13 protein-coding genes are annotated in these 16,249 nt (G+C 69.6%); 6 read left to right on the top strand and 7 right to left on the bottom strand.

Annotated features, from left to right (window positions below; translation table 11 throughout):
• Nucleotides 1-9 precede the first annotated feature (9 nt).
• From K8P63_RS04265 to K8P63_RS04255, 3 genes are all read left to right on the top strand, one after another.
• Nucleotides 10-1,287 carry an MFS transporter gene (locus tag K8P63_RS04265; RefSeq protein ID WP_223798626.1) on the top strand — a complete coding sequence of 426 codons (1,278 nt, stop codon included), beginning with the start codon at nt 10-12 and terminating at the stop codon, nt 1,285-1,287.
• Nucleotides 1,284-2,198 carry a cysteine synthase A gene (gene cysK, locus K8P63_RS04260; RefSeq protein ID WP_223798625.1) on the top strand — a complete coding sequence of 305 codons (915 nt, stop codon included), beginning with the start codon at nt 1,284-1,286 and terminating at the stop codon, nt 2,196-2,198. Before K8P63_RS04265 ends, cysK begins: the two co-directional genes overlap by 4 nt.
• A gap of 239 nt (nt 2,199-2,437) precedes the next feature.
• Nucleotides 2,438-3,754 (top strand): replication-associated recombination protein A, encoded by a 1,317-nt coding sequence (locus K8P63_RS04255; RefSeq protein ID WP_223798624.1) that lies wholly within the window; start codon nt 2,438-2,440, stop codon nt 3,752-3,754.
• A gap of 117 nt (nt 3,755-3,871) precedes the next feature.
• Here K8P63_RS04255 and K8P63_RS04250 read toward each other — a convergent pair whose 3' ends face one another.
• The 3 genes from K8P63_RS04250 to mutS all read right to left on the bottom strand — a co-directional run bounded on the left by K8P63_RS04250 (nt 3,872) and on the right by mutS (nt 8,885).
• Nucleotides 3,872-5,959: a hypothetical protein gene (locus K8P63_RS04250; RefSeq protein WP_223798623.1), complete on the bottom strand. Its 2,088-nt coding sequence runs from the start codon at nt 5,957-5,959 to the stop codon at nt 3,872-3,874.
• Between the two features lie 139 nt (nt 5,960-6,098).
• Nucleotides 6,099-6,248, bottom strand: coding sequence for a DUF3309 family protein (locus K8P63_RS04245; protein WP_223798622.1), 150 nt, complete (start codon nt 6,246-6,248; stop codon nt 6,099-6,101).
• Between the two features lie 66 nt (nt 6,249-6,314).
• The gene (gene mutS / locus K8P63_RS04240) at nt 6,315-8,885 is read right to left on the bottom strand and encodes a DNA mismatch repair protein MutS (protein WP_223799721.1); all 2,571 of its coding nucleotides are present in this window, start codon (nt 8,883-8,885) and stop codon (nt 6,315-6,317) included.
• 108 nt (nt 8,886-8,993) lie between these two features.
• On the opposite strand from mutS, the gene K8P63_RS04235 reads away from it, so the two are divergent.
• On the top strand, nt 8,994-9,197 hold the full coding sequence (locus K8P63_RS04235; RefSeq protein WP_223798621.1) for a hypothetical protein: 204 nt from the start codon (nt 8,994-8,996) through the stop codon (nt 9,195-9,197).
• A gap of 179 nt (nt 9,198-9,376) precedes the next feature.
• Here K8P63_RS04235 and K8P63_RS04230 read toward each other — a convergent pair whose 3' ends face one another.
• The 3 genes from K8P63_RS04230 to K8P63_RS04220 form a co-directional block, all read right to left on the bottom strand.
• On the bottom strand, nt 9,377-9,670 hold the full coding sequence (locus tag K8P63_RS04230) for a DUF1244 domain-containing protein (protein WP_223798620.1): 294 nt from the start codon (nt 9,668-9,670) through the stop codon (nt 9,377-9,379).
• Between the two features lie 167 nt (nt 9,671-9,837).
• Complete coding sequence (locus K8P63_RS04225) at nt 9,838-10,065, bottom strand: hypothetical protein (protein ID WP_223798619.1); 228 nt, start codon at nt 10,063-10,065, stop codon at nt 9,838-9,840.
• Nucleotides 10,066-10,220: 155 nt separating this feature from the next.
• Complete coding sequence (locus K8P63_RS04220) at nt 10,221-11,738, bottom strand: fumarate hydratase (protein ID WP_223798618.1); 1,518 nt, start codon at nt 11,736-11,738, stop codon at nt 10,221-10,223.
• Nucleotides 11,739-11,860: 122 nt separating this feature from the next.
• On the opposite strand from K8P63_RS04220, the gene K8P63_RS04215 reads away from it, so the two are divergent.
• The gene (locus tag K8P63_RS04215) at nt 11,861-12,361 is read left to right on the top strand and encodes a DUF3429 domain-containing protein (protein WP_223798617.1); all 501 of its coding nucleotides are present in this window, start codon (nt 11,861-11,863) and stop codon (nt 12,359-12,361) included.
• 31 nt (nt 12,362-12,392) lie between these two features.
• On the opposite strand, the gene K8P63_RS04210 is transcribed toward K8P63_RS04215, so the two are convergent.
• Entirely contained in the window at nt 12,393-13,877 is a 1,485-nt protein-coding gene (locus K8P63_RS04210) for a M28 family peptidase (protein ID WP_223798616.1), read from the bottom strand.
• Between the two features lie 435 nt (nt 13,878-14,312).
• On the opposite strand from K8P63_RS04210, the gene K8P63_RS04205 reads away from it, so the two are divergent.
• Entirely contained in the window at nt 14,313-16,211 is a 1,899-nt protein-coding gene (locus K8P63_RS04205) for a ribonucleoside-diphosphate reductase subunit alpha (RefSeq protein WP_223798615.1), read from the top strand.
• The last annotated feature ends 38 nt before the right edge of the window (nt 16,212-16,249 follow it).

The following is a 16,249-nucleotide window of genomic DNA, read 5'->3' as shown; positions in this document are numbered from 1 at the left end:
GCGAGCCGCATGACAGCGCCCGTCTCGCCGTTCAGCATCCGCGACTTCCGTTTCCTGTGGGGCGCGCGCTTCGCGTCGACCGTCGCGCAGAACGGCATGGTGGTAGTGATCGGCTGGCAGGTCTACGACCTCGCCCGCCGCACGATGGCGCCGAAGGAGGCCGCATTCCAGCTCGGCATGGTCGGCGTCTGCCAGTTCCTGCCGCTCGCGATCCTCACCCTCGTCACCGGCTGGACGGCGGATCGCGTCGATCGCCGCCGCATCGCGCAGATCACGCTGACGACCGAGGCCATGTGCGCGCTGGTGCTCGGTCTTCATGCCTGGACCGGGTCGAGCAGCCTGTGGGTGATCTACCTCGTCGCCGCCACGCTCGGCGTGGCGCGCGCCTTCGCCGGCCCGGCGATCGGCGCATTGGCGCCCAATCTCGTGCCGCCCGCCGTGCTGCCGCGCGCGATCGCGGCCAGCTCGGTCGCGTGGCAGATCGGCGGCATCGGCGGCCCCGCGCTCGGCGGCTATCTCTACGCCGCCGCACCGTGGCTGCCTTATGCCGTGTCGGGCGTGCTGTTCCTTGGCGCGGGCCTGTCGATCGGAATGATCCGGCCGCTGACGCGGACGACGCTCGACCGCACCGCCAATCCGTGGCGGCAGATGGTGGAGGGGCTGCATTATGTGCGGCGCAACCGGCTCGTGCTCGGCGCGATCAGCCTCGATCTGTTCGCGGTGCTGCTCGGCGGCGCGACCGCGATGCTGCCCATCTATGCGCGCGACATCCTGCAGGTCGGCGCGGCCGGGCTCGGCCACCTGCGCGGCGCGCCCGCGATCGGCGCGACGCTCGCCGCGATCTGGTTCTCGGTCCGCCCGCTGCAATCCAATGTCGGCGTGAAGATGCTGGTCGCGGTCGCGACGTTCGGCACCGCGACGGTGGTGTTCGGCCTGTCGCGCTGGATGCCGCTGTCGCTGTTCGCGCTGGCGGTGCTGGGCGCGGCCGACATGCTGTCGGTCTATGTCCGCCAGTCCCTGATTCAGCTTTATACGCCGAACGAGATGCGCGGCCGCGTCGGCGCGGTCTCGACCCTGTTCATTTCGGGCTCGAACGAGCTGGGCGAGGCCGAATCGGGATTGCTGGCGGCGCTGATCGGCGCGATGCCGGCGGTGGTATTGGGCGGCATCGGCGCGATCGGCATCACGTTGCTGTGGTCGGTGCTGTTCCCCGAACTGCCGCGTGCGCGTACATTCGATCCGCCCAAAAGCCGTGAAGACGTTCCCACCGAGGAGATGGTCGCATGAAGGTAAGCAACGTTCTGGAGACGATCGGCAACACCCCCCACATCCGCGTCCAGCGGCTGTTCGGTGATGCCGAGGTGTGGATCAAGTCCGAGCGGTCGAACCCCGGCGGCTCGATCAAGGATCGCATCGCGCTGGCGATGATCGAGGCGGCCGAGGCATCGGGCGACCTGCAGCCCGGCGGCACGATCGTCGAGCCGACCTCGGGCAATACCGGCGTCGGCCTCGCGATGGTCGCGGCGGTGAAGGGCTACAAGCTTGTGCTCGTCATGCCCGAGAGCATGAGCCTCGAGCGGCGGCGGCTGATGCTGGCCTATGGCGCGCGCTTCGACCTCACCCCGCGCGAAAAGGGCATGAAGGGCGCGATCGAACGCGCGCTGGAGATCGTCGACGCGACCCCCGGCGCGTGGATGCCGCAGCAGTTCGAGAACCCGGCCAACATCGCCGTCCACGCCACCACCACGGCGCAGGAGATATTGGCCGATTTCGCCGACGCGCCGCTCGATATGATCGTCAGCGGCGTCGGCACCGGCGGCCACATCACCGGCGTCGGCGAGACGCTGAAGGCGCAATGGCCCGGCCTCAAGGTGTTCGCGGTCGAGCCGACCCTGTCGCCGGTCATCTCCGGCGGCCAGCCCGCGCCGCACCCGATCCAGGGCATCGGCGCCGGCTTCGTCCCGCAGAACCTCCACACCGGCATGCTCGACGGCGTGGTGCAGGTCGATCCCGAGGATGCGAAGGATTATGCCCGCCGCTCGGCCAGCGAAGAGGGGCTGCTGGTCGGCATCTCGTCCGGCGCGACGCTCGCCGCGATCGCGCAGAAGCTGAAGGACGCGCCCGGCGCGCGCATCCTCGGCTTCAACTACGATACCGGCGAGCGCTATCTGTCGGTGCCCAACTTCCTGCCGGAGTAAGCGCGGCACGCCATCACACCGGCCGTCACCCCGGACTTGTTCCGGGGTCCACCGGGCGTCGGGCGCGGCGGTTTTGACCGGGAACGGTTCGCCACGCCGTGCCGTGGACCCCGGAACAAGTCCGGGGTGACGCAGATGCGGGTGGATCGCACGCACGCCGCGTGAAGGGATTCTCGCCTGCGCGGGAATGACGGTGGGCAGAATGGCGGTCGGGCGGCCATGCCCCTATATCCGCCTCGATGGCCGACCTCTTCGCCGACGACATGCCTGCGCCCGAAGCCGCGCCCGCCGCCGACGGCCCGCTCGCCGATCGACTGCGGCCGCGCACGCTGGACGAGGTGATCGGGCAGGCGCACCTGACCGGGCCCGACGGCGCGATCGGGCGGATGGTCGCGGCCGGGCGACTGTCGTCGATGGTGCTGTGGGGGCCGCCGGGCACGGGCAAGACCAGCATCGCGCGCCTGCTCGCCGATGCGGTGGCGCTGCGCTTCGTCGCGATCTCGGCGGTGTTCTCGGGCGTCGCAGACCTGAAGAAGGTGTTCGCCGAGGCGCGCGAGCATCGCCGCATGAACCGCCGAACTTTGCTGTTCGTGGACGAGATCCACCGCTTCAATCGCGCGCAGCAGGACGGCTTCCTGCCCTATGTCGAGGACGGCACGGTCGTTTTGGTCGGCGCCACCACCGAAAATCCGTCGTTCGAGCTGAACGCCGCTCTGCTCAGCCGCGCTCAGGTGCTGATCCTCGAGCGGCTCGACGCGCGCGCGCTGGAAGCATTGCTCGCCCGCGCCGAGGCGGTGATGGAGCGTCCGCTGCCGCTCGACGGCGATGCTCGCGCGGCCCTTGTGGCGAGCGCCGACGGCGACGGTCGCTTCCTGCTCAACCAGGCCGAGACATTGTTCGCGATCGACCTGCCGGCGCCGCTCGATCCGGCCGGGCTCGCGCAACTGCTCCAGCGGCGCGTCGCGGTCTACGACAAGGATCGCGAGGGCCATTACAACCTCATCTCGGCACTCCACAAGGCGGTGCGCGGCTCCGATCCGCAGGCGTCGCTTTACTATCTCGCGCGCATGCTGGTGGCGGGCGAGCAGCCCTTGTTCCTGCTGCGTCGGATGGTGCGGATGGCGAGCGAGGATATCGGCCTCGCCGATCCGCAGGCGCTGGTGCAATGCCTCGCCGCCAAGGACAGCTACGATTTCCTCGGCTCGCCCGAGGGCGAACTCGCGATCGCGAACGCCATCGTCTACCTCGCGACCGCGCCCAAATCGAACGCTGGCTACAAAGCGTGGAAGGCCGCCGCTCGCAGCGCCAAGGAGACGGGATCGCTGATGCCGCCCAAGTCGATCCTCAACGCGCCGACCAAGCTGATGAAGCAGGTCGGCTATGGCGACGGCTACGCCTACGATCACGATGCCGACGACGCCTTTTCGGGCAGCGACTATTGGCCCGACGAGATGGCGCCGCAGACCTTCTACAGCCCCACGCCGCGCGGCTTCGAGGCGAAGATCGCCGAGCGGCTCGCTTACTGGCAGCGCCTGCGCGAGGAGCGGCAGGCGTAGACGCCGGACGGGCGCGGTCGACGGCCGATCTCTCGCCTGTCATCCCGGCGCAGGCCGGGATCCAGGCCCGCACCTTCGGCACTGGATCCCGGCCTGCGCCGGGATGACGAATAGGCCCTAACCCCCGATATGCCCCGCGATCGCGGGATCGTCGTGCCAGCGCACGTAAAGCGCGCCGCCGGCCGGGCGCGGCACCTGGATCGACGTGCCGGGATAGCCTTCGGGAATCGCCACCGGATGATCGAACGCCGCAGTCGGCGCGACCGCCGCGATCAGGAACAGATTGTCGCCCGACAGCTCGCACGCCTGCGCCGCCGGATCGTCGGGGCAGTGCAATTGGCGGATCGCTGGTAGCCGGACGAGCGTGCCGATCGGCAGCCAGTCGCCGGCGATCCCGTCGCGCACGATCCGCGCGCGCAGCGGGCCGAAGGCGGACGCGCCGAGCGCGCTCGCCGGCTGGATCGTCGCCAGCGCCACCTGCGGATCGGCGATCGTCAGCCCGTTCGCGACCGTCAGCCGTGCGGTATCCCCGCCCGATCCGGCGGCGACCTCGACCGTCTCGCGCCCGGTGAAGCGCATCCCATCACCCGCACGCAGCGAGATGCGCAATGTGGCGTCGCCCGGCACCTGCATGTCGCTGCCCAGCACCACCGCGATCGGCGCGACCTGCGCCGGCCGCTCGACATGGCGCGCGATCACCGTCGCCGTGAACCGCGCCGGCGCGGGCGGCGCCGCGACCTCGATCCGCTGCGGGTCGCCCGCCCCCGCGCTCGCCACGGCGATCGTTGCGCCGGCGCGGGGATCGAGCGGCAGGCCGATCCGGTCGGGCGCGATCCGCTTCCACGTCACATCGCGACCGCCTGCGGTGACGTGCGTGACGCAGGCGGCGGCGCCGCCGGTCAGCTCGACCACGCCATCGCGCGGCGGCCCGGCGAGCCGCCACCCGCCGATGCGTGCCGGCTCCAGCCGCACGACCGGCCCGTCGAACGGCTGGAAGCCCCATTGGCCGTGGATCGTCGCCTTGGCCGGCGCGTCGAGATCCTTCGGCAGCGCGCCGGCCACATGCACCACCAGCCCGCCGCGCTCGACATCGGGCTGGATCGGCAGGTCGACCGTGCGCCCGCCCGGCAGGTCGACGCGCAGCGCCAGATCGTGAGCATAATCGGTGGCGTAGATCAGCGGCGCGCCGACCGCCGGCAGCACCAGCGTATCCGCCTGCGCGCACAGCGCCAGATCGGGCTCGGCCATGTCGAGCGGCGGGATGCGCACCGGCGCGACGATCGGCAGTGCCGCGACCAGCACCGACTTGGGATTATGGAACGAGGGCGCCGCGTTGAGGATCAGCCCCATCCGGTCGCCCTCGGGCGTCGCGAGCGCGGGGATATATTGATATTTCGCGGTGTGGATCGAGCCGAACAGGCCGATAATGTCGCGGATCGCGGCGATATAGGGGCTGTAATAGCCGAGCCCGCCCTGCGGCGTGGCGCTGAACTGCAGCGCGAGATCGACGCCGGGGCCCGACAATGCATCGGTGATCGCATTGCTGTGGCCGTCGTTCAGCACCAGCGCGTCCTGGTTCTGGAGCAGGCACGGCGCCTGCAGCTCGGGCGTCTTCGACAGGCAGTCGGCATTGACCTTGATCTGCAGGCTGCGCGCGAGCAGCGGCGTGATCCGCTCGAGCCGGCCGGGGTCGCCCGGCGCCGGCTGGCGCACCGCGACGAGATAGGCATCGAGCCGGCGCTGATCGAGCGACGCCTGCGCCAGATCCTGCGCCGCGCGCACGAACGCGCCGGGCTTGCCCTGCACGGCGTTGCGCAATGTCGGGAAATCGCCGCCGGTCTCGGGCGCGAGGAACAGCATCACCTGCTGCGCGCCCTCCGGCACGGTCAGGCTTAGCCCGCGCTTGCCCTTCTTCGTCCACGTCTCGACCTGCGCGAACCATTTGTCGGGCGGCGGATTGGTCGCCCCGCGCAGGAAGGCGGTGACGAGCAGATAATGCGCCGACTGGTCGGGCGGCAGATCGGCGCGCACGTCGATCCGGTCGCCGCTCGCGAGCTGCGGCACCTGCGCGATCGGCAGCGTGCGCCCGGCATGCGTGACGCTGACGCGCAGGCTGGGGCCGGCAAGATCGAACGGCGCATTCTCCGCCAGCGCAGGGCAAGCGACGAACGTCACGAGGGCGGCGAGGAGCAGGCGAAGGCGCATCAGACCACGATTATCCCGCCGAACCTGAACCGATCCCGATCCGGGCAGTGATATTGCGCTCCTGCGCACGCAGGAGCCCAGAGCCGCACACACTCGCCTGCCTCCTCTGGACTCCTGCTTTCGCAGGAGCACGCTCTGTCTACAGATTGCCGGTCAGCACCAGGATCAGCACGATGATGAGGATCAGGCCGAGCCCGCCGCTCGGATAGGCGCCCCAGCCGCGGCTATATGGCCATGTCGGCAGCGCGCCGACCAGCAGCAGGATGAGGATGACGAGCAGGATGGTCATCACAAGCGTCTCTCCATATCATTTCGGAGCAGGAACGCCGTCGCGGCCAAGTGGCTCCGCGCGAGCTCAATCGGCGATGAGCGCCTTCAGCCGATAGACCAGCTCGAGCGCCTCGCGCGGGGTGAGCGCGTCGGCATCGGCCGCCGCCAGCGCGTCGCGCAGCGGATCGGCCTTCGCCTCGTCCGCCTGCGCCGCCGCTGCGAACAGCGGCAGGTCGTCGAGCCCCGCCGCCAGCCCGCCGGTCGCGGCACGCCCCGCCTCCAGCCGCTTGAGCACCTCCCTGGCGCGGCCGATCACCGCGGGCGACAGGCCGGCGAGCCGCGCCACCGCGAGCCCGTAAGAGCGATCGGCCGGCCCTGCCGCCACCTCGTGCAGCAGCACCAGCTCGCCCTTCCACTCGCGCGCCCGCACGTGGCGCAGCGACAGCGCGTCGAGCCGCTCGGCCAGCCGCGTCAGCTCGTGATAATGCGTCGCGAACAGGCAGCGGCAGCGATTGACGTCGTGCACCGCCTCCACCACCGCCCAGGCGATGGCGAGCCCGTCATAGGTCGAGGTGCCGCGCCCGACCTCGTCGAGGATGACGAAGCTGCGCTCGGTCGCCTGCGCGAGGATCGCGGCGGTCTCGACCATCTCGACCATGAAGGTCGAGCGCCCGCGCGCCAGATTGTCCGACGCGCCGACCCGGCTGAACAGCCGGTCGCACAGCCCGAGCGTGGCCGACGCCGCCGGCACGAACGCGCCCGCCTGGGCGAGGATCAGGATCGCGGCATTCTGGCGCAGGAAGGTCGACTTGCCGCCCATGTTCGGCCCGGTGACGAGCCACAGCCGGTCGTCCACGCCCAGCCGGCAATCGTTGGCGACGAAGCGGCCGCCCGATGCCGCGACCGCGCTCTCCACCACCGGATGCCGCCCCTCGGCCACCTCGAGGCAGGGATGGTCGACCAAGACCGGCCGGCACCAGCCGCCCTCGGCCGCGCGCTCGGCAAGCCCCGCCGCGACGTCGAGCCGGGCGAGCGCGTCGGCGGTGGCGGCGATCGCGCGCGCATCCGCCAGCGCCAGCGCGGTCAGCTCCTCCAGATGCGCCGCCTCGGCCGCCAGCGCGTGCGCGCCCGCCTGGCCGACATGGGTCGCCTGCTCGTGCAGCTCGGGCGCGTTGAAGCGCACCACGCCCGCCAGCGTCTGGCGATGGGTGAAGCCCGAATCGGCGCGCATCAACGGATCGGCATTCTTCGCCGGCACCTCGATATGGAAGCCGAGCACGTTGTTGTGGCGGATCTTGAGCTGCGCGACGCCGGTGCCGGCGCGATATTGCGCCTCCAGCGCGGCGATGGCGCGCCGCCCCTCGCCGCCGCGCATGCGCAAGGCATCGAGCGCGGGATCATAACCCTCGGCGATATAGCCGCCCTGCGCCGCGTCGATCGGCGGCGCGGGCACCAGCGCGCGCTGCAGCCGGTCGATCAGCGCGCCATGGCCGGTGAGCGCCGGCTGTAGGCGATCGAGCAGGGCCGGACGATGCGCCGTCGCCTCGAGCGCGCCATGCAACGCGAACGCCTGATCGAGCCCGTCGCGCAGCTGGGCGAGATCGCGTGGGCTGCCGCGCCCCGCCGCGAGCCGCCCCAGCGCGCGCCCGATATCGGGCAGCGCGCGCAAGGTGGCGCGCAGCCGCGCGCGAAGATCGCCATCGTCGTGGATGAAGCCGACCAGATCGAGCCGCGCGTCGATCGTCGCGCGATCGGTCAGCGGCGCGGCAAGATCACCCGCCAGCATCCGCGCGCCCGCGCCGGTGACGGTACGGTCGACCGCGTCGAGCAGGCTGCCCTTGCGGCTGCCGCCGGTGCTGCACACGATCTCGAGGCTTTCGCGCGTCGCGGCGTCGATCATCATGTGATCGGATGCCTGGCGCCGCACCGGCGGGCTGAGGAAGGGCAGGCTGCCCTGCCCCGCGCGATCGAGGTAAGCGAGCAGCCCGCCCGCCGCCGCCAGCTCGGCGCGGCCGAACTCGCCCCAGCCGTCGAGCGTCGCCACCTGAAACAGCGTCTTCAGCCGCCGCTCGGCCGCCGCGCTGTCGAAGCCGGTCGCAGTGGTCAGCGGGCGATGCGTGCCGGCAAAGCCCTCGGGCGCCACCACCTCGGCCGCGTCGAGCCGCGCAAGCTCGGCCTCCAGCGCCACCGGAGGCACCGCCGCAATCTCGAACCGCCCGGTCGAGATGTCCGCGGCGGCGAGGCCGATCGCGCCGCCGACCTCGGCCACCGCGACCAGCCAGTTGGCGGCGCGCGCGTCGAGCAGCACCTCCTCGGTCAGCGTGCCGGGCGTGACGATGCGGACGATGCCGCGCGCGACCAACGTCTTCGATCCGCCGCGCGCGCGCGCCTGCTCGGGCGTCTCGATCTGCTCGGCGAGCGCGACGCGGTGGCCGCCCTTGATGAGCCGGGCGAGATAGCTTTCGTGGCTGTGGACGGGCACGCCGCACATCGGCACCGGCTGCCCCAGATGCTCGCCGCGCGTGGTGAGCGCGATGTCGAGCGTGGCGGCGGCGGCCTTCGCATCCTCGAAAAACAGTTCGAAGAAGTCGCCCATGCGATAGAATAGCAGGCAATCGGGCGCCTGCGCCTTGAGCGTCAGGAACTGCGCCATCATCGGGGTGGGCTGATCGGCCATGGCGACCGCGCTTACAGGGCGCGCGGCCCCGAACGGAAGCGGGATTCGCGCTTGATCGGCGGCGGGCGGAGGGTCATTTTGGCGGGCATGGACACGCCGCTCACCGAAACCGTGCTGACGGTACGCTTCACGCCCGAGCAGATCGAGGCGATCGACGCCTGGATCGCCCGCGCCGATCCGCCGCTACCCTCACGCGAGGAGGCGGTGCGCCAGCTCGTCTCGGGCCGGCTGGGCGCGCACGGGCCGAGCACGGTGCTCCCCGATTTCGTGACGGGCCGCGATATCGTCTGAGGGGCGCCGTCGGGCAGCGGTTCGCTGAACTCTCGGTCTCCCGTTCGCCCTGAGGAGGCACTGAGCGAAGCCGAAGTGCCGTCTCGAAGGGCATGCGCCAAGTGGTTCGAGACGAGCCTTCGCCTTCGCTCAGTCTCTCCTCACCACGAACGGAAAGCGCTCCTAAGATGCGTTCGGCTTCAACGCGCGTTGCGGGCGACGCTCGCGTCCATCCGCGCGAGTTGCTCGGCCGTCGCGGGCTGCTGGTGCGTCGCCTTCCATTCGGCATAGGGCATGCCGTAGACCGCCTCGCGCCCCTGCTCCTTCGTCAGCGCGCCGTCCGACGCCTCCGCGACCCAGTCGCCGAGGCAGTTGCGGCAGAAACCGGCGAGCCCCATCAGGTCGACATTCTGCGCGTCGGTGCGGTGCTGGAGGTGCGCGACCAGCCGGCGGAAGGCGGCGGCGGCGGTGCGATCGTCGATTTCGATGCTCATGGCGCGGGCCCTACGCCGAGCCGAAGGACGGGGCAATCGGGTGCGCCCCATACCGTCATCCCCGCGCAGGCGGGGATCCATTGACGCCACCGCTCGGCAGGATCGTCATCGTTCCGGAAATAGATTCCCGCCTGCGCGGGAATGACGAGGAGCGTGAGTCGCCCGCCTCAGCAGACGACGCGGTTGCCGCTCCGCGCGCACGGGCGCACCATCCGCTGCAGCCATGCCGCCGACGGATGCTCGGGATCCCACTTGCTCATGTCGGGCATCGCGTTGGCGCGCGCCGGTGCGGCGGGCAGCGCCGCCGGCACGACATGCGCCGACGCCGGCGCATCGGGCGACTGGCCCACGGTGGCGGAGGCGAGCGACGCCGCGATCACGACCAGCGCGATCATCGGGCACCGTCCATGGATTGCCGAGCCGTCATGCCATCCCCAACGCCTGCCAGCAGCGAACGGGGCCATCCCGCGACTCGCGCCAGCACAGCCCCGAGCAATAGCGCAAGCCGGCCGCGACCGCCAGCATGGTTAGCCGGTGGTTAACGAGACCGTCAGGCGCTCTCCAGCAGCCGTTCGCGTGCGATCTTCTCGCGCCACACCAACGGGCCGGTATAATGGACGCTGGTGCCGGTCGCATCGACCGCGACCGTCACCGGCATGTCGCGCACGTCGAACTCGTAGATCGCCTCCATGCCGAGATCTTCGAAGCCGACGACCTTCGCGCCCTTGATCGCGCGCGCCACCAGATAGGCCGCACCGCCCACCGCCATCAGGTAAGCCGACTTCGCCTCGCGGATCGCCTCGATCGCGACCGGCCCGCGCTCGGCCTTGCCGACCATCGCCAGCAGGCCCTGGTCGAGCATCATCTTGGTGAACTTGTCCATGCGCGTCGCCGTCGTCGGGCCGGCGGGGCCGACCACCTCGTCGTCGACCGGATCGACCGGGCCGACATAATAAATCACCCGGCCTTTAAACTCGACGGGCAGCTCCTCGCCCTTCGCCAGCATGTCGGCGATGCGCTTGTGCGCGGCGTCGCGGCCGGTGAGCATCTTGCCGTTGAGCAGCAGCCGGTCGCCCGGCTGCCAGCTCGCCACCACCTCGGGCGTCAGGCTGTCGAGGTCGACGCGGATCGACTCCTTCGACGGCGCCCATTGCACGTCGGGCCATTCCTCCAGCTTCGGCGGCTCCAGATAGGCCGGGCCCGATCCGTCGAGGTGAAAATGCGCGTGGCGCGTCGCGGCGCAATTGGGGATCATCGCGATCGGCTTCGACGCGGCGTGGGTCGGCCAGTCCATGATCTTGACGTCGAGCACGGTGGCGAGGCCGCCCAGCCCCTGCGCGCCGATGCCGAGCGCGTTGACCTTGTCGAACAATTCGATCCGCAATTCCTCGATCTTGGTCTGCGGCCCGCGCGCCTTGAGCTGCGCCATGTCGATGTCGCCCATCAACGATTCCTTGGCGAGCGTCATCGCCTTCTCGGCGGTGCCGCCGATGCCGATGCCGAGCATGCCCGGCGGGCACCAGCCCGCGCCCATCTGCGGCAGCATCTCCAGCACCCAGTCGACGATGCTGTCGCTGGGGTTCATCATCTTGAACTTGGACTTGTTCTCGGATCCGCCGCCCTTGGCCGCGAGCATCACCTCGACATGGTCGCCCGGCACCATCTCGACATTGAGGACCGAGGGCGTATTGTCCTTGGTGTTGACGCGGCTGAACGCCGGATCGCGCAGGATCGAGGCGCGCAACTTGTTCTCGGGCAGCAAATAGGCGCGGCGCACGCCCTCGTCGACGACCTCCTGCAGCGAACGGTCGCTCTCCAGCCGGCAATTCTGGCCCCACTTCACGAAGATCGTGACGATGCCGGTATCCTGGCAGATCGGGCGATGCCCCTCCGCGCACATGCGGCTGTTGGTGAGGATTTGCGCGATCGCGTCCTTGGCCGCGGGCGACTGCTCGGCCTCGTAGGCCGCGCCCAGCGCGCGGATATAGTCCATCGGGTGATAGTAAGAGATGAACTGGAGCGCGTCGGCGACGCTCTCGATCAGGTCGGCTTCGCGGATGGTAATCATGTCTGCCCTCGGCCCTTCGCTGCCGCCGCCATAAGCGCTTCGGAGGCGCGACGGCAATCGGCCATGCGGATCGCGGGCCGCATCCGTTGCAACCCGCTGCCGCCTGCGCCACTTGGGCGCGCATGAGCGACCTCGAAGAAGCCCCCAGCCCCATCATCCTCGAGCCCGAAGCGGTCGAGACGGCGCGCATCCCCCGCATCGAGCTGCTGTTCGCTTATGGGCCGGTATTGCTGATCGTCGCTGCGGGCGCGGGCTGCTGGCTGCTGCCGCCGCTTTACGCCGGGGCGTCGCTGGCAGCGGGCGTGATCTGGGCAAGCGCGATCCTCGCCTTCCTCGCCGGCGTCACGCGCGGCCTGTCCTTCTTCACCGCGGGCGGCCCGCAGCGCGGCCAGCTCGCCGAGATGATGTGGCTGTACGTTCTCGCCTTCGGATCGATGATCGCGCCGACCGCGATCGCGCTGGTGCTGCTCGTCATGGGCTATGCGACGATCGCGCTCTACGATCCACAAGCGGCGAAGCGCGGCTGGGCACCCGCCCATTTCGCGCGGCTGCGCCTGCCGCAGATGATCGTGGCGATCGTCGGCCTGCTGGTGATGCTCGCCCGGCTGAAGCTGGGGGCGTAGCACAAACCTACGCGCCCCATGCGCCGGGCGCTTATGGCGTCGGCTTGAGCCCGCTCCCCGCCACCCACGCCGGCGCGGCATCCTGATCCGCCACCCGCTCGACCAGCGCATAGAAGAAGCGGTTGAAGTCCGCTGCCGCCTTCCAGTCCATCGGCTGGGCGAGATCGTCCTGCGGGCGGTGATAGCCGGTGCGATACCATTGGCGGTAGATGCGCTCGCTCTCCGATCCCGGCCGATAGCCGAAGACGAAACCGGTCGCGGGAATGCCCGCCTGCATGAACGGCCAATTGTCGGCGCGGCGCAACAGATTGCGCTCGGGCTCGGGATCGCGCTGGACCGCGACGCCCATGCCGCCCGCCACCGCGCGCGCATCGGCGCCGAGCGTGGTGTCGTCGAGCCCATGCACCGTCAGCAGATCGAGCGGGAAGATCGGGCGGAGCTGGTCCAGGTTGATGTCGGCGGCGATATAGGCCTTGGGCAAGGTCGGGTGGCCGACGAACCAGCGCGCGCCGAGCAGCCCCTTCTCTTCGCCGGTGAAGGCGGCGAAAATCACCGGCCGCTTATAGCCTTTCTCGTGCGCGCGCTCGGCGGTGCGGATCAGCAGCGCCACGTAGGCGGCATCATCGAGCGTGCCGTTGTAGAGCCCGTCGCCATTGACCGGCTCGCCCGGCCCATAGCCGTCGAGATGCGCCGACAGGATGATCGCCTGGTTGTGCTTGGTCTTGTCGCGGCCGGGCAGCAGCGCCAGCACGTTGGGCGCGCTGATCGCCTTGCGCTCCAGCGCGACGCTCACGCGCAGCGGCTGCGCCGCATCGAAGCTCGGCAGCGGCTGTCCTGCCGCGCCGGCCGCGATCAGCGCCGCCGGGTCATGCCCCCCGCCGCCGATCAGCTTGCCCAGGGCATCGGCGTTAAGGGTGAAGCGCAGCATCGGCTCGGCCGCCGGTGCGCTGCCCGCCAGCCACACCGTGCGCGCATAGGCAAAAGGCCAGCGCGGCGGCTCGACCGCGAAGCCCGGATCGGCGATCATCACGATCGCGGCCGCGCCCGCCGCCTTCACTGCCGCCTGCCGCTCCGCCTCGCTCGGCAGGCCGGTGCGGTGCGTGCCGTGGCAGATCACCACCTTGCCGCGCACATTGCCCAGATCGGCCGGGCGGCAGTAACCGCGATAGGCGATCGGCGCGACCAGCCGCTCGGCCATGCCCGGCGCGGGTGCGAGCATGATGTCGTACAGGAAGGCAAGCGGGGTCGTGCCGGCGAGGATCGTCGCGCCGGTCACCGCCAGCTGCTCCATCGGCACGCGCTGGAACCAGCTGCCATCCTCGCCTGCGGGCTCCAGCCCGGCGGCGGCGAAGCGATCCGCCACGATCCGCGCCGCGCGCTCATAATCGGCCGAGCCGGTGTCGCGGCCGTTCATCGCGTCGTTCGACAGCGTGGCGGTGGTCTGCCACCACGCCTTGGTGTCGGCGTCCGCCGGCCCCGCCGCGCCGAGCGCCAAAGCCATCAATCCCGCGATCATCCCGATCCCCTTGCATCCACCGTCACCCCCGACTTGTTCCGGGGTCCACCCCGCGTCAAGCGTGCGGGCGGGATGGCGCCGGCGGACACGCGAACGGGATTAGGTCCGGTCTGAAAAGCAACGATGGAACGACGCGCGCAAAACCGCCGCATCCGCACCCGTCAATCGAACTTTTCGGCCCACCGCAAATTAATGATCTTGTGCCGCTGACTCGGCGGTGACACTATCTGTTGTGTCGGCGCCCTGTTGGCGCGGCACCAGTTTGAGATGCGGCCGGGCGATCACCATATCGTCTCCGGTATCCCCTTTCCCACTGCCTGTGGGGACGGATGGGACCGGCGCGTCTGTGCCCCTCGCCGCAAAGCGGCGTGGATTGAGCGCATTCGGGATTGACTCCCGGACGCGAACGGAACGAGAACGCAAGAAGGATCAGTGATGGATCTCTCGGGCAGCAGCGATCGGGATTTGAACGACATGGCAACCCTTCTCGACACCGACGGCGCAACCGCCGCGGTCACCGATGCGACGCCGGCGGGGCCGAAGCGTCCCTATCCGCTCGACGTCGACCATAGCCGCGACGCGCTCCTTACCGATTTCGGGAAGGAGACGCTGAAGGACCGCTATCTGCTGCCCGGCGAAGGCTTCCAGGATCTGTTCGTGCGCGTGGCCTCGGCCTATGCCGACGATGCCGCGCATGCGCAGCGCATCTACGATTACATCTCCAGGTTGTGGTTCATGCCGGCGACGCCGGTGCTGTCGAACGGCGGCACCGGGCGCGGCCTGCCCATCTCCTGTTTCCTCAACTCGGTCGATGACAGCCTCAACGGCATCGTCGACACGTGGAACGAGAATGTCTGGCTCGCCTCGCGCGGCGGCGGCATCGGCACCTATTGGGGCCAGGTGCGCGGTATCGGCGAGCCGGTCGGCCTGAACGGCAAGACCAGCGGCATCATCCCGTTCGTGCGCGTGATGGACAGCCTGACGCTCGCGATCAGCCAGGGCTCGCTGCGGCGCGGCTCGGCCGCGGTCTATCTCGACGTCAGCCACCCCGAAATCGAGGAGTTCCTCGAGATCCGGAAGCCGTCGGGCGACTTCAACCGCAAGGCGCTCAACCTCCACCACGGCGTGCTGCTGACCGACGAGTTCATGGAGGCCGTCCGCAACGGCCGCAGCTTCGATCTCAAGAGCCCCAAGGACGGATCGAAGCGCGGCGAGGTCGACGCGCGATCGCTCTTCCAGAAACTGGTCGAGACGCGTCTCGCCACGGGCGAGCCCTATATCGTGTTCCAGGACACGGTGAACCGCACCATGCCCGCCTTCCAGCGCGACGTCGGCCTCAAGGTCTCGACCTCGAACCTGTGCTGCGAGATCACGTTGCCCACCGGCCGCGATCAGCACGGCAAGGATCGTACCGCGGTCTGCTGCCTCTCGTCGCTCAATCTCGAGACGTGGGATCAGTGGAACGGCGACAGGATGTTCATCGAGGACGTGATGCGCTTCCTCGACAACGTGCTCGACGATTTCATCGCGCGCGCCGAACCCGGCATGGAACGGGCGGCCTATTCGGCGGCGCGCGAGCGCTCGGTCGGCCTCGGCGTGATGGGCTTCCACTCCTTCCTCCAGGCGCGCAACCTGCCGTTCGAGGGCGCGATGGCGAAGAGCTGGAACCTCCGCATCTTCAAGCACATCCAGGCGCAGGCCAACGAAGCCTCGATGGCGCTGGCGATCGAGCGCGGGCCGTGCCCCGACGCCGCCGACATGGGCGTGATGGAGCGCTTCAGCTGCAAGACCGCGATCGCGCCGACCGCGTCGATCAGCATCATCTGCGGCGGCACCAGCGCGTGCATCGAGCCGATCCCGGCCAACATCTATACCCACAAGACGCTGTCGGGCAGCTTCTCGATCAAGAATCCGTATCTGGAGAAACTGCTCTCGACCAAGTCGAAGAACAGCGACGCGGTGTGGAACACGATCCTCGAGAAGGGCGGCTCGGTCCAGCATCTCGATTTCCTGAGCGAACAGGAAAAGGACGTCTACAAGACCAGCTTCGAGATCGACCAGCGCTGGCTGATCGAACTGGCGGCCGATCGCACGCCCTATATCGATCAGTCGGCGAGCCTGAACCTGTTCATCCCGGCCGACGTCGAGAAGTGGGATCTGCTGATGCTCCACTTCCGCGCGTGGGAATTGGGGATCAAGTCGCTTTACTATCTGCGGTCGAAGTCGATCCAGCGCGCGGGCTTCGCCGGCGGCGTCGAGGCGGACAACACGCCCGACCTCAAGCAGATCGAGCTCGAAGCCAAGGATTATGACGAGTGCCTGGCCTGCCAGTAACCGCCAAAGCCCTCTCCCCTCGGGGGAGAGGGTTGGGT

The sequence above is a fragment of the Sphingomonas nostoxanthinifaciens genome, assembly GCF_019930585.1.
GTDB classification, from domain to species: Bacteria; Pseudomonadota; Alphaproteobacteria; order Sphingomonadales; family Sphingomonadaceae; genus Sphingomonas_I; species Sphingomonas_I nostoxanthinifaciens.
Note: the sequence above shows the minus strand (reverse complement) of the source record. Positions and strands in the feature narration are given on the sequence as shown.

What these genes read in the sequence shown, in the direction of transcription:
- mutS (WP_223799721.1), bottom strand. Translation starts at nt 8,885, where the DNA reads ATGATGGCGCAGTTCCTGACGCTCAAGGCGCAGGCGCCCGATTGCCTG.
- K8P63_RS04245 (WP_223798622.1), bottom strand. Translation starts at nt 6,248, where the DNA reads ATGACCATCCTGCTCGTCATCCTCATCCTGCTGCTGGTCGGCGCGCTG.
- K8P63_RS04255 (WP_223798624.1), top strand. Translation starts at nt 2,438, where the DNA reads ATGGCCGACCTCTTCGCCGACGACATGCCTGCGCCCGAAGCCGCGCCC.
- K8P63_RS04220 (WP_223798618.1), bottom strand. Translation starts at nt 11,738, where the DNA reads ATGATTACCATCCGCGAAGCCGACCTGATCGAGAGCGTCGCCGACGCG.
- K8P63_RS04215 (WP_223798617.1), top strand. Translation starts at nt 11,861, where the DNA reads ATGAGCGACCTCGAAGAAGCCCCCAGCCCCATCATCCTCGAGCCCGAA.
- K8P63_RS04265 (WP_223798626.1), top strand. Translation starts at nt 10, where the DNA reads ATGACAGCGCCCGTCTCGCCGTTCAGCATCCGCGACTTCCGTTTCCTG.
- cysK (WP_223798625.1), top strand. Translation starts at nt 1,284, where the DNA reads ATGAAGGTAAGCAACGTTCTGGAGACGATCGGCAACACCCCCCACATC.
- K8P63_RS04250 (WP_223798623.1), bottom strand. Translation starts at nt 5,959, where the DNA reads ATGCGCCTTCGCCTGCTCCTCGCCGCCCTCGTGACGTTCGTCGCTTGC.
- K8P63_RS04205 (WP_223798615.1), top strand. Translation starts at nt 14,313, where the DNA reads ATGGATCTCTCGGGCAGCAGCGATCGGGATTTGAACGACATGGCAACC.
- K8P63_RS04210 (WP_223798616.1), bottom strand. Translation starts at nt 13,877, where the DNA reads ATGATCGCGGGATTGATGGCTTTGGCGCTCGGCGCGGCGGGGCCGGCG.
- K8P63_RS04225 (WP_223798619.1), bottom strand. Translation starts at nt 10,065, where the DNA reads ATGATCGCGCTGGTCGTGATCGCGGCGTCGCTCGCCTCCGCCACCGTG.
- K8P63_RS04235 (WP_223798621.1), top strand. Translation starts at nt 8,994, where the DNA reads ATGGACACGCCGCTCACCGAAACCGTGCTGACGGTACGCTTCACGCCC.
- K8P63_RS04230 (WP_223798620.1), bottom strand. Translation starts at nt 9,670, where the DNA reads ATGAGCATCGAAATCGACGATCGCACCGCCGCCGCCGCCTTCCGCCGG.